The organism is Pseudomonas gingeri, assembly GCF_013386165.1.
Lineage (GTDB): Bacteria > Pseudomonadota > Gammaproteobacteria > Pseudomonadales > Pseudomonadaceae > Aquipseudomonas > Aquipseudomonas gingeri_C.
Genome location: NZ_JACAOS010000015.1, coordinates 222,571 through 238,152 on the forward strand (window position 1 = coordinate 222,571; position 15,582 = coordinate 238,152).

The 15,582-nt window shown below is 62.3% G+C and carries 11 protein-coding genes; 3 read left to right on the forward strand and 8 right to left on the reverse strand.

What is annotated here, in order from left to right; translation table 11 throughout:
* Positions 1 to 34: 34 nt before the first annotated feature.
* On the reverse strand, positions 35 to 859 hold the full coding sequence (gene truA, locus HX866_RS13655) for a tRNA pseudouridine(38-40) synthase TruA (protein ID WP_177100571.1): 825 nt from the start codon (positions 857 to 859) through the stop codon (positions 35 to 37).
* A 201-nt stretch (positions 860 to 1,060) separates the two neighbouring features.
* On the opposite strand from truA, the gene HX866_RS13660 reads away from it, so the two are divergent.
* Positions 1,061 to 1,720: a M24 family metallopeptidase gene (locus HX866_RS13660; protein ID WP_177139988.1), complete on the forward strand. Its 660-nt coding sequence runs from the start codon at positions 1,061 to 1,063 to the stop codon at positions 1,718 to 1,720.
* Between the two features lie 68 nt (positions 1,721 to 1,788).
* On the opposite strand, the gene HX866_RS13665 is transcribed toward HX866_RS13660, so the two are convergent.
* The 7 genes from HX866_RS13665 to leuC all read right to left on the reverse strand — a co-directional run bounded on the left by HX866_RS13665 (position 1,789) and on the right by leuC (position 11,151).
* Entirely contained in the window at positions 1,789 to 4,377 is a 2,589-nt protein-coding gene (locus tag HX866_RS13665; protein ID WP_177139989.1) for a FimV family protein, read from the reverse strand.
* A gap of 208 nt (positions 4,378 to 4,585) precedes the next feature.
* Positions 4,586 to 5,584 (reverse strand): aspartate-semialdehyde dehydrogenase, encoded by a 999-nt coding sequence (locus HX866_RS13670; RefSeq protein ID WP_177139990.1) that lies wholly within the window; start codon positions 5,582 to 5,584, stop codon positions 4,586 to 4,588.
* 248 nt (positions 5,585 to 5,832) lie between these two features.
* The gene (gene asd / locus HX866_RS13675) at positions 5,833 to 6,945 is read right to left on the reverse strand and encodes an aspartate-semialdehyde dehydrogenase (RefSeq protein WP_177092283.1); all 1,113 of its coding nucleotides are present in this window, start codon (positions 6,943 to 6,945) and stop codon (positions 5,833 to 5,835) included.
* A 68-nt stretch (positions 6,946 to 7,013) separates the two neighbouring features.
* Positions 7,014 to 8,096, reverse strand: a complete 1,083-nt coding sequence (gene leuB, locus HX866_RS13680; protein ID WP_177092284.1) for a 3-isopropylmalate dehydrogenase — start codon at positions 8,094 to 8,096, stop codon at positions 7,014 to 7,016.
* 57 nt (positions 8,097 to 8,153) lie between these two features.
* Positions 8,154 to 8,918, reverse strand: a complete 765-nt coding sequence (locus HX866_RS13685; protein ID WP_177092285.1) for a class I SAM-dependent methyltransferase — start codon at positions 8,916 to 8,918, stop codon at positions 8,154 to 8,156.
* A 159-nt stretch (positions 8,919 to 9,077) separates the two neighbouring features.
* Positions 9,078 to 9,722 (reverse strand): 3-isopropylmalate dehydratase small subunit, encoded by a 645-nt coding sequence (gene leuD / locus HX866_RS13690; protein ID WP_177092286.1) that lies wholly within the window; start codon positions 9,720 to 9,722, stop codon positions 9,078 to 9,080.
* 10 nt (positions 9,723 to 9,732) lie between these two features.
* The gene (gene leuC / locus HX866_RS13695) at positions 9,733 to 11,151 is read right to left on the reverse strand and encodes a 3-isopropylmalate dehydratase large subunit (protein ID WP_177093326.1); all 1,419 of its coding nucleotides are present in this window, start codon (positions 11,149 to 11,151) and stop codon (positions 9,733 to 9,735) included.
* 160 nt (positions 11,152 to 11,311) lie between these two features.
* Between leuC and HX866_RS13700 the strand changes: the two genes are divergently transcribed.
* Entirely contained in the window at positions 11,312 to 12,202 is an 891-nt protein-coding gene (locus tag HX866_RS13700) for a LysR family transcriptional regulator (protein ID WP_177092287.1), read from the forward strand.
* 69 nt (positions 12,203 to 12,271) lie between these two features.
* Positions 12,272 to 15,577, forward strand: coding sequence for a sensor domain-containing protein (locus HX866_RS13705; protein WP_177092288.1), 3,306 nt, complete (start codon positions 12,272 to 12,274; stop codon positions 15,575 to 15,577).
* Positions 15,578 to 15,582: the final 5 nt, after the last annotated feature.

Below are 15,582 nucleotides of genomic sequence, written 5' to 3' on the forward strand. Positions count from 1 at the left end.
AAGTCCCGGATGGTAACAAATGCTTTTCCGGGCGTCAGCCGTCAAGTTCCGAGAAGCCGGTGAGAAAGTGCGGCCCGATGTAACGCTGCGGCAGGGCAAACTCGTCGCGATACTCCACCTGTACAAGGTACAGGCCGAACGGATGGGCGGTGACACCGCCGGTGCGCCTGACCCGACTTTCCAGGACTTCCCTGGCCCATTCCACCGGACGCTCGCCGGTACCGATGGTCATCAGCACCCCGGCTATATTGCGCACCATGTGATGCAGGAAGGCCCCGGCGCGGATATCGATCACGATCATCTTGCCGTGGCGGGTGACCCGCAGGTGATGCACTTCCTTGATCGGCGACTTGGCCTGGCACTGGCCGGCACGGAAGGCACTGAAGTCATGGGTGCCGATCAGGTGGCGGGCGGCCTCGGCCATGCGCTCGACATCCAGCGGACGGTGGTTCCAGGTGATCTCCTGGTTCAGGTGGGCCGGACGGATCTGGTCGTTGTAGATCACGTAGCGATAACGCCGGGCGATAGCCTTGAACCGCGCATGGAAATGCGCCGGCATCACCTGCGCCCAGCTGACGCTGACGTCATGGGGCAGATTGATATTGGCGCCCATGACCCAGGCCTTCAGCGAGCGTTCGGCGCTGGTATCGAAGTGCACCACTTGGCCACAGGCATGCACGCCGGCATCGGTGCGCCCGGCGCACATCAGTGAAACCGGGGAGTCCGCCACCTTCGACAGCGCTTCTTCCAGGGTCTGCTGCACCGTCAGGACACCGGAGGCCTGACGCTGCCAGCCGCGATAGCGCGAACCCTTGTACTCGACGCCCAGGGCGATCCTGAAAAGGCCTTCGGCCGCCACTTCGGCGGCCGGATTATCTATATTTGCCAAGAACTCACAGCCTGCTGGTTGACGCAAAGGCGGGCATTATAAGGCCAGCCGGCCGAGACGCCATGCGTGAGGGACTTTTAGTTGATCCCACGGGCAGATATTGTGGAGCCTGACCGCTAGCGTTATATAAAACAGTAAATAACGACAACATCGCCAACCGAGACCTGATGAATGAACGCGATCCACAAGGAAGCCGTCGGCCAGGCCTACAGCCTGGAAGGCATGCTGCACGCCCGGCACATGACCTGGCAGACCGTCGAGGAAATGGCCCGCCGCATCAAACCCGGCATGCGTGAATCCGAGGCCCAGGCCATGGGCCTTGAGGTGATGACGGAGTTGGGCATGGATCGGATCTGGCATCCGACCAAGGTCCGCTTCGGCGCCAACACCCTGAAAACCTTCAAGCAGCCTTCCGACGGCGACCCGCTGCTGGGCGAGAACGATATTTTCCTGATCGACCTGGGCGTGGTCTGGAAAGGCCAGGAAGGTGACAGCGGCGCGACGTACACCACCGGCAACGATCCCGAGATGGTTGCTTGTGCGGCGGCGGCCAAGACCCTGTTCGAGCGGGTTGAAGCGCACTGGCGCGAACACCAGGTGGCCGGCCCCGAGCTGTATCGTTATGCCGAAGAACAGGCCGAGGCCATGGGCTGGGTGCTGAACCTGGAGATCAAGGGGCATCGTGTCAGCGATTTCCCCCATGCGATCTACCGGGCCGGAGACCTGGGCAATTTCGAAGCCTGTCCGAATGTCGGCCTGTGGATCCTGGAAATCCAGATCGCCCACCCGACGCGGCCGTTCGGCGCCTTTTACGAAGACCTGCTGGCCTGAACCCTACAAGGGATGCGGCAAACAAAAACGGCAGCCCCGAGGCTGCCGTTTTTTTGTTGAAGCGCTGATCAAGCCAGACGCTTGAGCATCTCCCGCGCTTCGGTTTTCTGCGCCTCGCTGCCTTCGTTCAGCACCTCGGCGAGAATATCCCGCGCCCCATCACTGTCGTCCATATCCATGTAGGCCTGGGCCAGGTCGAGCTTGGTGGCCGCCTCGTCGGTGCCCGAGAGGAAGTCGAACGACTCGTCCTCAGGCAATTCGTCAGCCACCAGGCTCGGCGTTGCCAGCGGTGGCTGCTCCAGGCTCTGGGACAGGCGATCCAGCTCGGCGTTGACGTCATCCAGCTCGTCGGTGAACGCATTGGGGGCGGAATGCGCCTCCAACTCGTCCGCCAGCGACAGATCGAAATCCGCCGGCAGATCCAGGTCATCCAGATCGCCGCCGCCCAGGGTCGGAACCTCGGCATCGGAATCCTTCAGGTCTTCGGTCAGGCTCAGCAGGAAGTCCTCATCCGTCGAAGTCGCCAACGGCGCCTCCCCACCCAGGTCCAGATCAAAATCATCCAGGTCGTCGAGGGCTGGTTTGGCCTGGGTTTGCTGTTCCAGGACCGACTCGAAGCTCAAGTCGTCATCCAGTTGCAGGTCATCCAGATCCACCGCAGGCGGCGCAACCACTGCAGGCGAGGCGGCCTCCAGATCATCCAGGCTCAGGTCGAAATCGCTGTCGAACAGATCATCCGCCGCGACCACAGGCGCCTGCACTTCAGGCGCAGGTGCAACCGGGGCCGGAGCCGGTGGTTCATCAGACAGCAACTCCTTGACGTAATCCTCGCTCAATTCAGCCGCCACCGCAGCCGCACCGAGACCCGCCACCGCGGCAACCGCGATCATTGCCGGGAAGCGACTCTTGAGCTGCTCGACCTCGGCCACATGCTGACCGGCAGGCAACTGCCGTTCCTGGGCGATAAAGGCATCACGATCGCCCTGCTGGCCGTAGACTTCCATCAACTTCAGGCGCGCGTCGGTACGCTGCGGCTCGTACTTCACCGCCTCTTCGAGCAAGCCGGCCGCCTGGTTCAGGTGACCGCGCTGGATATGCAGATTGGCTTGGTCCACCACATCAGTAGGACGCTCAGCGGCCGGGACCGGGGCCGGAGCGGCTGCCAGCTTTACGCTCGGCGGAGGGACCTCCAGACCCTCGAAACTGCTTTCAGGCAAGTCCTGCTCTTCGGAAAAACCACCTTCTTCATTGAGCGCCCGAGCCATTCGCAGGTGCTTTTCCGCTTCCTGCTTGGCCTTGCGACGGCGCGCCAGGAACAGCAGGAGCAAGAGGAACACCAGCACCACGGAACCGGCCAGCAGCCCCATCAGAATCGGGCTGGCCAGCAGGTCATCGAGCTTGCGCTCCTGTGGCACGGCGGGTACCGGCTGGATCGGTGTTTCAACCGGCGCCGGCTTGGCCACTTCTGCCGCCGGAACGATAGGCGCAGGCGCGACCGGAGCCGCTTGCGGCTTGGCCGTCAATTGGGCAGACATCGCATTCGCCGGTTGTCCGGCAGCAGGTGCAGCGGGTGCAGCTGTCGAGCCATCGGCCTGCAACTTGGCCAACTGATCGTTCTTCAACTGAATCAGGCGCTGCAACTTGTCCAACTGGCTTTGCAGGTCTTCCATCCGGCTTTTCAGCTCGGCGTTATCGCGACGGGTGGTGTCCAGGCTTTCCTGGGTCACCGCCAGTTTGTTGCTCAGGGACTTGCTGTCACCCGCAGCACCTTTAGCGTGTTTCTTGCCGGACTCGGCCGAGACCAGGCTCAGGTTGTCCTTGCCGGCGGCCTTGGTCGGCGCAGCCTCGGTCCCCTTGTGCCGGGTGGCATCGATCTGTTGCTTGCCGCCATGCACCGAGCGCCGTCCCGAACGCCAGGCGGCATTCTGCGCCGCCACTTCGGCGATGGCCTTGGGTTGCGCCAACGCGCGGCTTTCCACCCGATCAGGCAGACGCAGCACCTGGCCGGTCTTCAGGCGGTTGATGTTGCCATCGAGGAAAGCCCCCGGGTTCAGCGCCTGGATGGCCAGCATGGTCTGCTGCACGGAGGCGCCATTGCTCTCTTTCAGGGCAATGTCCCACAAGGTGTCCTTGGGGCCGGTGGTGTATTGCTTGGCCTTGGTCGGGGCGATGACCGGTGCGACGGGCGCAGTCGGCGCGGCCGGTGCACTGGCCGCGGGAGCGGTGGCAGGCTTGGCGGCGTCGGCGGGCGGGGCGTATTTCGACGGATCGAGCAACACGCTGTAGTCGCGCATCAACCGGCCATTGGGCCACTGCACCTGCACCAGGAAGCGTACATAGGCTTCGGACAACGGTTTGCTCGAAGTGACACGCACCACGCTGCGACCGCTGGGGTTGATCACTGGCGTAAACGTCAGGTCATTGAGGAAGTCCTGGCGACTGACCCCGGCGTCGGCGAAGGCCTGGGGCGAGGCCAGGCTCGGAACGATGTCGGAGGCGCTCAGGCCGCTGACATCCTGCAATTCGATTTCTGCCAGCAATGGCTGGTTCAGAGTTGACTTGAGGGTCACTTCCCCAAGCCCAAGCGCGTGTGCCATACCGGAAGACAGCGCCGAAGCGGCCGCTATTGCTAACACCAGTTTGCGAACTTGAACCATAGCCTCTTCCTTTGTTTGTGCATTCCTCGGCTAGCGAGAAGGTGGTGTCGCTCGCCTTGCGGCAGCGTGCGCGCCCTTGAAAACATCGCCGCAGCGCGCGGTTTCAGCCGACGCCCTTGCAAATGCAAGAGGACAGGTTCACCTCCAGCAACCCGCCTGAGCATAGTGTCAGGCTAGAATCATTCTGCAAATTGCCGCCAAGTATCTTTTACGGCAGGTCTTTTATCAACAGCTCTGCCAACTGCACAGCGTTCAATGCCGCACCTTTGCGTACATTATCGGCTGTCAGCCACAGATTCAGCTCGCACGGGTCGTCCACACCACTACGCACCCGTCCGACATAAACCACATCCTGACCCACCGCGTCACCCACCGCGGTCGGGTAGTCGCCGGCTTCCACCAGCTCGATCCCCGCCGCTGTTTCCAGCGTAGCGCTCACCGCGGCCAGATCAACCTCGCCAGCGGTTTGCAAAGAGACACTATAGCTATCGCCGAAAAACACCGGGGCTTGAATGCAAGTCACTGAAATTTTTAACAAAGGTGCCGAGAGCAGTTCGCGAAGTTCGCTGATCAGGCGTTTTTCCAGCGACACATGCCCCTGGGCATCCGGTTTACCGACCTGGGCCAGCAGGTTAAACGCCATCTGCCGATCGAAAAAACGTGGCTCCAGCGGACGGACGTTCAACAACTCCGCCGTTTGTCGGGCCAGTTCGGTCACCGCCTCGCGGCCCTGGCTGGAGACGGCCAGGCACGCGGTCAGGGTGACCCGCTGGATGTCCAGGCCCTTGAGTGGCGCCAGCACCACCGCCAACGCCGTGGCTGCTGCGCTCGGGCTGCTGACCTGCGCCGGCTTGCCGAGGGTCGCCAGCACTTCGGGATTGGCCTCTGGCACCACGTGGGGCGCGGGCAAGGCGCCGGACAGGTCGATCACCATGCAACCCGCCGCCGTCGCACGTGGGGCAAAGCTGAGGGTGACCGCGGGACCGGCGGCGAAAAACACCAGTTGGACTTTGCCGAAGTCGAATTCGTCGACTTCGCGCACCCGCACGTTCTTGCCCCGGAACGGCACCGAGTGCCCCGCCGACTCGCTGCTGGCCAGCAGGTGCAGGTTGGCAACCGGGAAATCACGTTCCTCGAGGATCTGCACCAGGGTCTCGCCGACGGTGCCGGTGGCGCCGATCACGGCAATATCAAAGGACTGGCTCATGGGGTGACCTCAGGTAAAACGGGGGGAGCGGCACTTTACCCTTGACCAGCCGGTCAGGCAATTTATCCAGCCACACCGCGCACCCAATGTAGGAGCGAGCTTGCTCGCGAAAAATGGAACATCCGACACAAATGTATCGCCCGGACGATCCAATCGCGAGCAAGCTCGCTCCTACAGGGAGAAGACGGCACCGACATAAAAAAACCCGCGACTCTGACGAGGCGCGGGTTTTTCAAAGCGTCAGCGAATCAACGCTCCAGCAGGATACGCAGCATGCGCCGCAGCGGCTCGGCCGCGCCCCACAACAACTGGTCGCCCACGGTGAAGGCACCGAGGAACTGCGAACCCATGTTCAGCTTGCGCAGACGGCCCACCGGGATATTCAGCGTGCCGGTGACCCGAGTCGGACTCAGTTCCTGCATGCTGATTTCACGTTGGTTCGGCACCAGCTTGACCCACGGGTTGTGCTGGCTAATCAACCCTTCGATATCGGCGATCGGCACGTCCTTGTTCAGTTTGATGGTCAGCGCCTGGCTGTGGCAACGCATGGCGCCGATACGCACGCAGATACCGTCCACCGGGATCGGGCTCTTGAAGCGACCGAGGATCTTGTTGGTCTCGGCCTGGGCCTTCCACTCTTCACGGCTCTGGCCGTTCGGCAGTTCCTTGTCGATCCAGGGGATCAGGCTGCCGGCCAGCGGTACACCGAAGTTCTCGGTCGGGTAGGCGTCGCTACGCATGGCTTCGGCCACACGACGGTCGATGTCGAGGATGGCGCTGGCCGGGTCGGCCAGTTGATCGGCGACGGCCGCGTGGGTCGCGCCCATCTGCTTGATCAGCTCACGCATGTTCTGCGCGCCAGCACCGGAGGCCGCCTGATAGGTCATGGCGCTCATCCATTCCACCAGACCCGCCTCGAACAGGCCACCCAGGCCCATCAGCATCAGGCTGACGGTGCAGTTGCCGCCGATGTAGTTCTTGGTACCGGCATCCAGCTGCTGGTCGATGACCTTGCGGTTGACCGGATCGAGGATGATGACCGCATCATCCTGCATACGCAGGCTGGAGGCCGCATCGATCCAGTAACCCTGCCAGCCGGCTTCGCGCAGCTTGGGGAAAACCTCGCTGGTGTAGTCGCCGCCCTGGCAAGTCAGGATCACGTCGAGGGTCTTGAGCTCTTCAATGCTGTAGGCATCCTTCAGCGGAGCAATATCCTTGCCCACGGACGGGCCTTGGCCACCGACATTGGAGGTGGTGAAAAACACCGGCTCAATCAGGTCGAAATCCTGCTCTTCCAGCATCCGCTGCATGAGCACGGAACCGACCATACCGCGCCAACCGATCAGACCTACACGTTTCATCGCAACTACACCTTTTACAAAAGTGGGTCACCGCCTCCAGGGATGGAAGAGGCGGTGGGCCCGAGAGATTACAGATTCCGCAGCGCGGCGACTACTGCGTCACCCATTTCCTGCGTACCGACTTTAGTGCAACCGGCCGACCAGATGTCGCCGGTGCGCAAGCCCTGGTCCAGCACATGGCTGACCGCGGTCTCGATCGCCTGGGCCGCTTCGTGCAGGTTGAAGCTGTAACGCAACAGCATCGACACCGACAGGATGGTCGCCAGCGGGTTGGCAATGCCCTGCCCCGCAATGTCCGGCGCAGAGCCGTGGCACGGCTCGTACATGCCCTTGTTGTTGGCATCCAGGGACGCCGACGGCAGCATGCCGATGGAGCCGGTGAGCATCGACGCCTGGTCGGACAGGATATCGCCGAACAGGTTGTCGGTAACGATCACGTCGAACTGCTTTGGCGCCCGCACCAGTTGCATGGCGGCGTTGTCGACGTACATGTGGCTCAGCTCGACGTCCGGGTAATCCAGGGCAACCTGCTCAACCACTTCACGCCACAGCTGGCTGGAGGCCAGGACGTTGGCCTTGTCCACCGAGCAGAGCTTCTTGCCGCGTACCCGCGCCATGTCGAAGCCGACCCGGGCAATACGGCGGATTTCGCTTTCGCTGTACGGCAGGGTGTCGTAGGCCTGACGCTCGCCATTTTCCAGGGTACGGGTGCCCCGTGGCGCGCCGAAGTAGATACCGCCGGTCAGTTCACGAACGATCAGGATATCCAGGCCGGAGACGATTTCCGGCTTCAGGCTGGAAGCGTCGGCCAGTTGCGGGTAGAGGATCGCCGGACGCAGGTTGCCGAACAGGCCCAGTTGCGCACGGATTTTCAGCAGGCCGCGTTCAGGGCGGATATCGCGCTCGATCTTGTCCCACTTCGGCCCGCCCACGGCGCCCAGCAGCACGGCATCGGCCGCGCGGGCACGCTCCAGGGTTTCATCAGCCAGGGGCACGCCGTGCTTGTCGATGGCCGCGCCGCCGATCACATCGTGGCTCAGCTCGAAACCGAGGCCGTACTTCTCGCTGGCCAATTCCAGCACCTTGACCGCTTCGGCCATGATTTCCGGGCCGATACCGTCGCCTGGGAGAATCAGAATCTGCTTGCTCATGCGTTCCTCATGTCATCTGTCGGCGCGCCCATGGTCACGGGCGCGCTGGGAAAAAGTCTATCGCTCGGCCCACAGCACCAGGACATCTGTACTGAACGAACCATCGGCCTCAATCTCAAAATATTCTCGCACTTCCGCGCCCATTGCCTGCTGCAAATCGCGAATCGCCACCCGCAGCGGCTGCGGGGTGCGCATGCGCTCGACCCAGGAACCGAACTCCAGACGCAGGCGCTGACGCTGGGTACTGCGCACCTGCAGCCCGGCCTCGCTGACCTGGCGCAGCCACTCGCCCGCCGAATAATCACGGACATGGCTGGTATCGCGCAAAACCTCGACACTTTGCAGGTAGGTGTCGAACAACGGGCTGCCGGGAGACATGACGTCGATAAACGCCGCCACGCCACCGGGTTTGAGCACCCGCCGCACTTCCCGCAAGGCCAGGCCCAGATCGCTCCAGTGGTGTGCGGAGTAGCGGCTGAAGACGAAGTCGAACTCGGCATCGGCGAACGGCAGGCTTTCGGCCGCGCCGCAGACCGTGGCGATATTGTTCAGGCCGCGCTCGGCAGCGGCGGCGGCGACCACATCGAGCATCTGCTGCGAAAGGTCGTAGGCTGCCACTTTCTTGACCAGCGGGGCAACGTGAAAACTCACGTGGCCGGCACCACAACCCAGGTCCAGGACCCGGGCGTCGGCCTGTCCGGCCAGTTCGGCCTGGAGCAGGGCGAATTCGGCGCCCTGGGCGTGCACGGCGCTGCTCAGGTAGGCACTGGCTTGTTCGCCGAATTGCTTTTGTACGACTGCGGTATGGGCCTTGCCGGTCATGGAACCATCCTCTGGATATCAACGCGGAACGGAAAAATCAGAAACACCACAACCCTGTGGGAGCCGGCTTGCTCGCGATCAGGCCCTTGAGCCCTGCATCGATCATCCGGCCGCCATCGCCGGCAAGCCGGCTCCTACACAAGGTGTGCCAGCCTCCCCTCAGGCGTCGCGAAACAACCAGGGCTGGCTGGCCCGATGCTTGGCTTCGAATGCGGCAATCGCCTCGCCGTCCTGCAAGGTCAGGCCGATATCGTCCAGGCCGTTGAGCAGGCAATGCTTGCGGAACGCATCGACTTCGAAGTGGTAGACCTTGCCATCCGGGCGAGTCACCGTCTGCGCCTGCAGATCGACCGTCAACTGATAACCCAGGGTCGTTTCGACCTGCTGGAACAGCTCGTCGACTTCACTGTCCTTGAGGATGATCGGCAACAGGCCGTTCTTGAAGCTGTTGTTGAAGAAGATGTCCGCATAGCTCGGCGCGATGATGCTGCGGAAGCCGTACTCTTCCAAAGCCCACGGCGCGTGCTCGCGGCTCGAGCCGCAACCGAAGTTTTCCCGGGCGAGCAATACACTGGCACCCTGGTAACGCTCGGCGTTCAACACGAAATCCTTGTTCAACGGACGCTTGGAGTTGTCCTGGTAGGCATAACCCACGTCCAGGTAGCGCCACTCGTCGAACAGGTTGGGACCGAAACCGGTGCGTTTGATCGACTTCAGGAATTGCTTGGGAATGATCTGGTCGGTGTCGACGTTGGCACGATCCAGAGGCGCGACAAGACCGGTGTGCTGGGTAAAGGCTTTCATGCTGCGCTCCTCAGATCAATTCACGAACGTCGACAAAACGACCGCTCACGGCGGCGGCGGCGGCCATGGCCGGGCTCACCAGGTGCGTACGACCACCGGCCCCCTGGCGTCCTTCGAAGTTACGGTTGGACGTCGAGGCGCAATGCTCGCCACTTTCCAGGCGGTCCGGGTTCATCGCCAGGCACATCGAGCAACCCGGCTCGCGCCATTCGAAACCGGCTTCGAGGAAGATCTTGTCCAGGCCTTCGGCTTCAGCCTGGGCTTTCACCAGGCCCGAACCCGGCACGACAATGGCTTGCTTGATGGTCGAAGCCACCTTGCGGCCCTTGGCGATCACCGCCGCGGCGCGCAGGTCTTCGATCCGCGAGTTGGTGCAGGAACCGATAAAGACCCGGTCCAACTGGATGTCGGTGATCGCCTGGTTGGCGGTCAGGCCCATGTATTTCAAGGCGCGCTCGATGGAGCCACGCTTGACCAGATCGGTCTCGCGAGCCGGGTCCGGCACGTTCTGGTCAACGGCCAGGACCATTTCCGGCGAGGTGCCCCAACTGACCTGTGGCTTGATCTGCGCGGCATCGAGTTCGACCACGGTGTCGAACACCGCATCGACATCGGACACCAGCTCTTTCCAGGCTTCGACAGCCAGGTCCCACTCCGCGCCTTTCGGGGCGAAAGGACGACCCTTGACGTAGGCCACGGTTTTTTCATCGGCGGCCACCAGGCCCACGCGGGCACCGGCTTCGATGGACATGTTGCAGATGGTCATGCGGCCTTCGACCGACAGGTCGCGAATCGCGCTACCGGCGAACTCGATGGCATGGCCGTTACCGCCGGCGGTGCCGATCTTGCCGATCACGGCGAGGACGATGTCCTTGGCGGTCACGCCAAACGGCAAGGTGCCCTCGACCCGCACCAGCATGTTCTTCATCTTCTTGGCCACCAGACACTGGGTGGCGAACACGTGCTCGACCTCGGAGGTACCGATACCGTGGGCCAAGGCGCCGAAGGCACCGTGGGTCGAGGTATGGGAGTCACCGCAGACCACGGTCATGCCCGGCAAGGTCGCGCCCTGCTCCGGGCCGATCACGTGAACGATGCCTTGACGCACATCATTCATCTTGAATTCGGTGATGCCATATTCATCGCAGTAATCGTCGAGGGTCTGTACCTGCAGACGCGACACCTGGTCGACAATCGCCTCGATCCCACCCTTGCGTTCCGGGGTAGTCGGCACGTTGTGGTCCGGAGTGGCGATGATCGAGTCGACACGCCAGGGCTTGCGCCCGGCCAGACGCAGGCCTTCGAAAGCCTGGGGCGAAGTCACTTCATGGATGATGTGACGGTCGATATAGATCAACGACGACCCATCGTCGCGCCGTTTCACTTCATGAGAATCCCAGAGCTTGTCGTAAAGCGTTTTGCCGGCCATCAGACGTTTCCTCATCAGCTTGTTTCTATGCCCCGGGTTATCGATGACTGCTATCAGTTCTCAATAACCCTCTGGCTTGTGAGGTCGATGTTATGGGGTTAGAGTGAATAACTCAAATTCACATTCTTTATGCTTTGGATAACTTTTTGGAATACTGCACATGGATCTGGCCAACCTCAATGCTTTTATCGCCATCGCCGAGACCGGCAGTTTTTCCGGCGCCGGTGAACGCCTGCACCTGACACAGCCAGCAATCAGCAAACGTATCGCCGGTCTTGAGCAGCAACTCAATGTCCGTTTGTTCGACCGCCTGGGCCGCGAAGTCGGCCTGACCGAGGCCGGCCGGGCGCTATTGCCGCGCGCCTACCAGATTCTCAACGTGCTGGACGACACTCGTCGGGCGCTGACCAACCTCACCGGCGAAGTCAGCGGGCGCCTGACTCTGGCCACCAGCCACCATATCGGCCTGCACCGCCTGCCGCCGCTGCTGCGCGCTTTTACCCGGCGTTACCCACAGGTGGCGCTGGATATTCAGTTTCTCGATTCGGAAATCGCCTACGAGGAAATTCTCCACGGCCGCGCCGAACTGGCGGTCATTACCCTCGCGCCGGAACCCCACGGCCTGGTGCGTGCCGTGCCGGTGTGGGACGACCCGCTGGATTTCGTCGTCGCCCTCGAGCATCCGCTGGTCAACCACGGCCCGGTCAGCCTCAAGGACATCGCCCATCACCCGGCGGTCTTCCCGGGCGGCAACACCTTTACCCACCATATCGTCCAGCGCCTGTTCGAAGCCCAGGGCCTGACGCCAAATATCGCCATGAGCACCAACTATCTGGAAACCATCAAGATGATGGTCTCCATCGGCCTGGCCTGGAGCGTCCTGCCCCGGACCATGCTCGATGATCAAGTGGCAAGTATTCCTTTACCGGGCATACAACTGACTCGCCAGCTAGGCTATATCCTGCATACGGAACGGACACTGTCGAATGCCGCCCGGGCTTTCATGGCTTTACTGGATGCGCAGGGTGACAAACCAGGATTGACGGCATAAGACAAGCCTGCTTTATTCCAAACAGCTTTTTGCGGCACAACGTTCCTTTCATCCCAAGGACTGCTGTAAATGCCCAAGCACGCCAGCCGTATTCCGCCCCTGCCACGCATTCATGCACTCGACCCTCAGGTGTCGGAACAGAGCTGGGACAGCGCCTCGCAACTGCTTGCCGCCCTCAATGGCGCGCGCCTCGGCGCCTGGTGCTGGGATATCGAAAGTGGCCAGGTCAGTTGGTCGCGCGGCACCCAGGCGCTGTTCGGCTTCGATCCGCACCAACCCTTGTCCAAGGACATGGACTACCTCGACCTGCTGCCGATCGAGGACCGTGACCGCACCCTGCGGGCCTTTCACGCGGTACTGCAAGGCGAGCCCGTCGAACAGGCCATGCATCACCGCATCCTCTGGCCCGACGGCAGCCTGCACTGGCTGGAAATCAATGGCAGCCTGTTGCCGGACAAGAACGGCAAGCCGCGAATGATCGGCGTCATCCGTGAAATCACCCACCAGCGCCAGCGCGAGCATGCCCTCAGCAGTTCGGAAAAGCGCTTTGCCACCCTGTTTCATCTATCCCCCAACATGGTCCTGCTGACCCGTGAGGAGGACGGCTTGATCAGCGAGGCCAACCAGTACTTCGAAAGTCTGTTCGGCTGGCCGGCGCTCCAGGTGATCGGGCGGACCACCGTGGAGATCGGACTCTGGGTCAATCCCGAAGAACGCGAGCGTCTGGTCAAATCGATCAGCATCAAGGGCGAGTCGGTCAGCCAGGAAGTGCAGCTACGGGCCAGCAACGGCCAGATCCACGCCGGCATCCTCAGCGCCCAACGGGTCGAACTGGAAGGCCAGGCTTATCTGCTGAGCACTTTTCTCGACACCACCGAACGCAAAAATGCCGAGCTGGCCCTCAAGGACAGCCAGGACCGCCTCGACCTGGCCCTGGACTCGGCACAGCTGGGCACCTGGGACTGGCATATCCCCAGCGGCATGCTCTATGGCTCGGCACGCGCCGCGCAGTTGCACGGACTGGAACCGCAACCCTTCCATGAATCCTTCGAGGCGTTTTTCGACGGCGTGCCCGCCAGTGAGCGCGACAGCATGCGCAACGCCTACCGCAGCCTGCGCGAAGGCCCGGAAGGCAACTACCAGCTGACCTATCGGGTGCAGCTGGAAAACGGCCTATCGCGCTACCTGGAAAGCCGCGCCCGCCTCTACCGCGACGAACAGGGCAATCCGCTGCGCATGGCCGGCACCCTGCTGGATATCACCGAACAGGTCGAACGCGAACAGCGCCTGGTGGCCTCGGAGGAGAAATTTGCCAGCCTGTTCCAGGCCAGCCCCGATCCCATCTGCGTCACCCGTCACGACACCGGACAGTTCATCGAAATCAACCCGGCCTTCACCCAGGTGTTCGGCTGGAACCTCAACGAAGTGCGCAATCGCAGTGCCGAACAGATCGGCCTGTGGGACGACTCGGCCAAGCGCTTGCAACGCATCCAGCAGGTGATCCGTGACCAGGCCTTGAACAATGTCGCGGTGATCGTTCACCACAAGCGCGGCCACGCCCTGACCTGCGTGATCAGCAGCCGGCAGATCATGGTCGAGGGACAGCTCTGTATCGTCACCACCTTGCGTGACATCACCCAGCAGCAACGGGCCGAGGCGGCCCTCAAGGCCAGCGAGGAAAAATTCGCCAAGGCGTTCCACTCCAGCCCCGACGCCATCACCATCACCGAGCGTGACAGCGGGCGCTACCTGGAGGTCAACGACGGTTTCTGCCGGCTGACCGGCTACACCAGCAGCGAAGTCATCGGCCGTACCGTGTATGAAATCGGCGTCTGGGCCGATCACAAACAACGCACCGCGCTGCTGGCGGAGCTGAAGGAAAAAGGCCATGTCCCGCACCGCGACATGCTCGGGCGTAACAAACGCGGGGATGTGATCACCGTCGAGGTCTCGGTCGAGCCGATCATCCTCAATGAAACCCCCTGCCTGCTGCTGACGGCCCGGGACATCAGTCAGTTGAAGAACGCCCAGGCGCAGATCCGCCACCTGGCTTATCACGACCCGCTGACCAACCTGCCCAATCGCGCCTTGCTCATGGACCGCCTGAGCCAGCAGATCGCCCTGCTCAAGCGCCACAACCTGCGCGGCGCCCTGCTGTTCCTCGACCTGGACCACTTCAAGCACATCAACGACTCCCTCGGCCACCCGGTGGGCGACACCGTGCTCAAGGTGGTGACCGCCCGCCTGGAAGCCAGCGTGCGTGCCGAGGACACCGTCGCGCGCCTCGGTGGTGACGAATTCGTGGTGCTGCTCAGCGGCCTGGACGGTTCACGCAGCGAGGTCACGCACAAAGTCCGCGAGTTGGCGGACACCATTCGCGAACTGCTGGCCGAACCGATGTTCCTCGACGGCCAGCGCCTGCAAGTGACCCCGAGTATCGGCGTGGCGCTGATTCCCGATCACGGCACGACTCCCGCCGACTTGCTCAAGCGCGCCGATATCGCGCTGTACCGGGCCAAGGATTCCGGGCGTAACATCACCCAGCTGTTCCACAGCACCATGCAGAAAGCCGCCAGCGAACGCCTGCGCATGGAAAACGACCTGCGCCAGGCGCTTTCCCGGGGCGAGTTCAGCGTGCACTTCCAGCCCCAGGTGGACGCCCGCGACAACAGCATCATCGGCGCCGAAGCCCTGGTACGCTGGCACCATCCGGAACTGGGCGCGCAAGCGCCGACCGAGTTCATCAAAGTCCTGGAAGACAGCGGGCTGATTCTGGAGGTCGGCACCTGGATCCTCGACCATGCCTGTGAGGCCTTCGGCATTCTGCTGGCGGACGGGCTGATCAGCCACGCATTCAGCCTGTGCGTGAACATCAGCCCGCGGCAGTTCCGCCAGACCGATTTCGTCGAACGCGTCGAGCGCACGCTGACCCGCTACAACGTCCCCTCCTCGATGCTGAAACTGGAAATCACCGAGGGCATCGTGATCCAGAACCTGGAGGACACCATCAGCAAGATGCGCCGCCTGAACAAGCTCGGCGTCAGTTTTGCCATGGATGATTTCGGTACCGGCTATTCGTCGCTGACCTACCTCAAGCGCCTGCCGGTGGACGCCTTGAAGATCGACCAGTCGTTCGTACGCGACGCGACCCACGACCCCAACGACGCGGAAATCATCCGTGCCATTGTCGCCATGGCCCGCAGCCTGGGGCTGACGGTGATAGCCGAGGGGGTGGAACTGCCGGAGCAACTGGTGTTTCTTGAGGGGTTGGGTTGCCATCTGTACCAGGGTTACCTGCACAGTCGGCCGTTGCCCCTGGATGAATTCAGGAAACTCCTGGAGTTGCCCATTCCCGAGCACAGCACCGACCTGTAGGAGCC

Bases quoted from the DNA above. Each gene is read 5' to 3' on its own strand.
- leuC (WP_177093326.1), bottom strand. From the start codon at position 11,151: ATGGCCGGCAAAACGCTTTACGACAAGCTCTGGGATTCTCATGAAGTG.
- leuD (WP_177092286.1), bottom strand. From the start codon at position 9,722: ATGAAAGCCTTTACCCAGCACACCGGTCTTGTCGCGCCTCTGGATCGT.
- asd (WP_177092283.1), bottom strand. From the start codon at position 6,945: ATGAAACGTGTAGGTCTGATCGGTTGGCGCGGTATGGTCGGTTCCGTG.
- HX866_RS13700 (WP_177092287.1), top strand. From the start codon at position 11,312: ATGGATCTGGCCAACCTCAATGCTTTTATCGCCATCGCCGAGACCGGC.
- HX866_RS13705 (WP_177092288.1), top strand. From the start codon at position 12,272: ATGCCCAAGCACGCCAGCCGTATTCCGCCCCTGCCACGCATTCATGCA.
- HX866_RS13660 (WP_177139988.1), top strand. From the start codon at position 1,061: ATGAACGCGATCCACAAGGAAGCCGTCGGCCAGGCCTACAGCCTGGAA.
- HX866_RS13665 (WP_177139989.1), bottom strand. From the start codon at position 4,377: ATGGTTCAAGTTCGCAAACTGGTGTTAGCAATAGCGGCCGCTTCGGCG.
- HX866_RS13670 (WP_177139990.1), bottom strand. From the start codon at position 5,584: ATGAGCCAGTCCTTTGATATTGCCGTGATCGGCGCCACCGGCACCGTC.
- HX866_RS13685 (WP_177092285.1), bottom strand. From the start codon at position 8,918: ATGACCGGCAAGGCCCATACCGCAGTCGTACAAAAGCAATTCGGCGAA.
- leuB (WP_177092284.1), bottom strand. From the start codon at position 8,096: ATGAGCAAGCAGATTCTGATTCTCCCAGGCGACGGTATCGGCCCGGAA.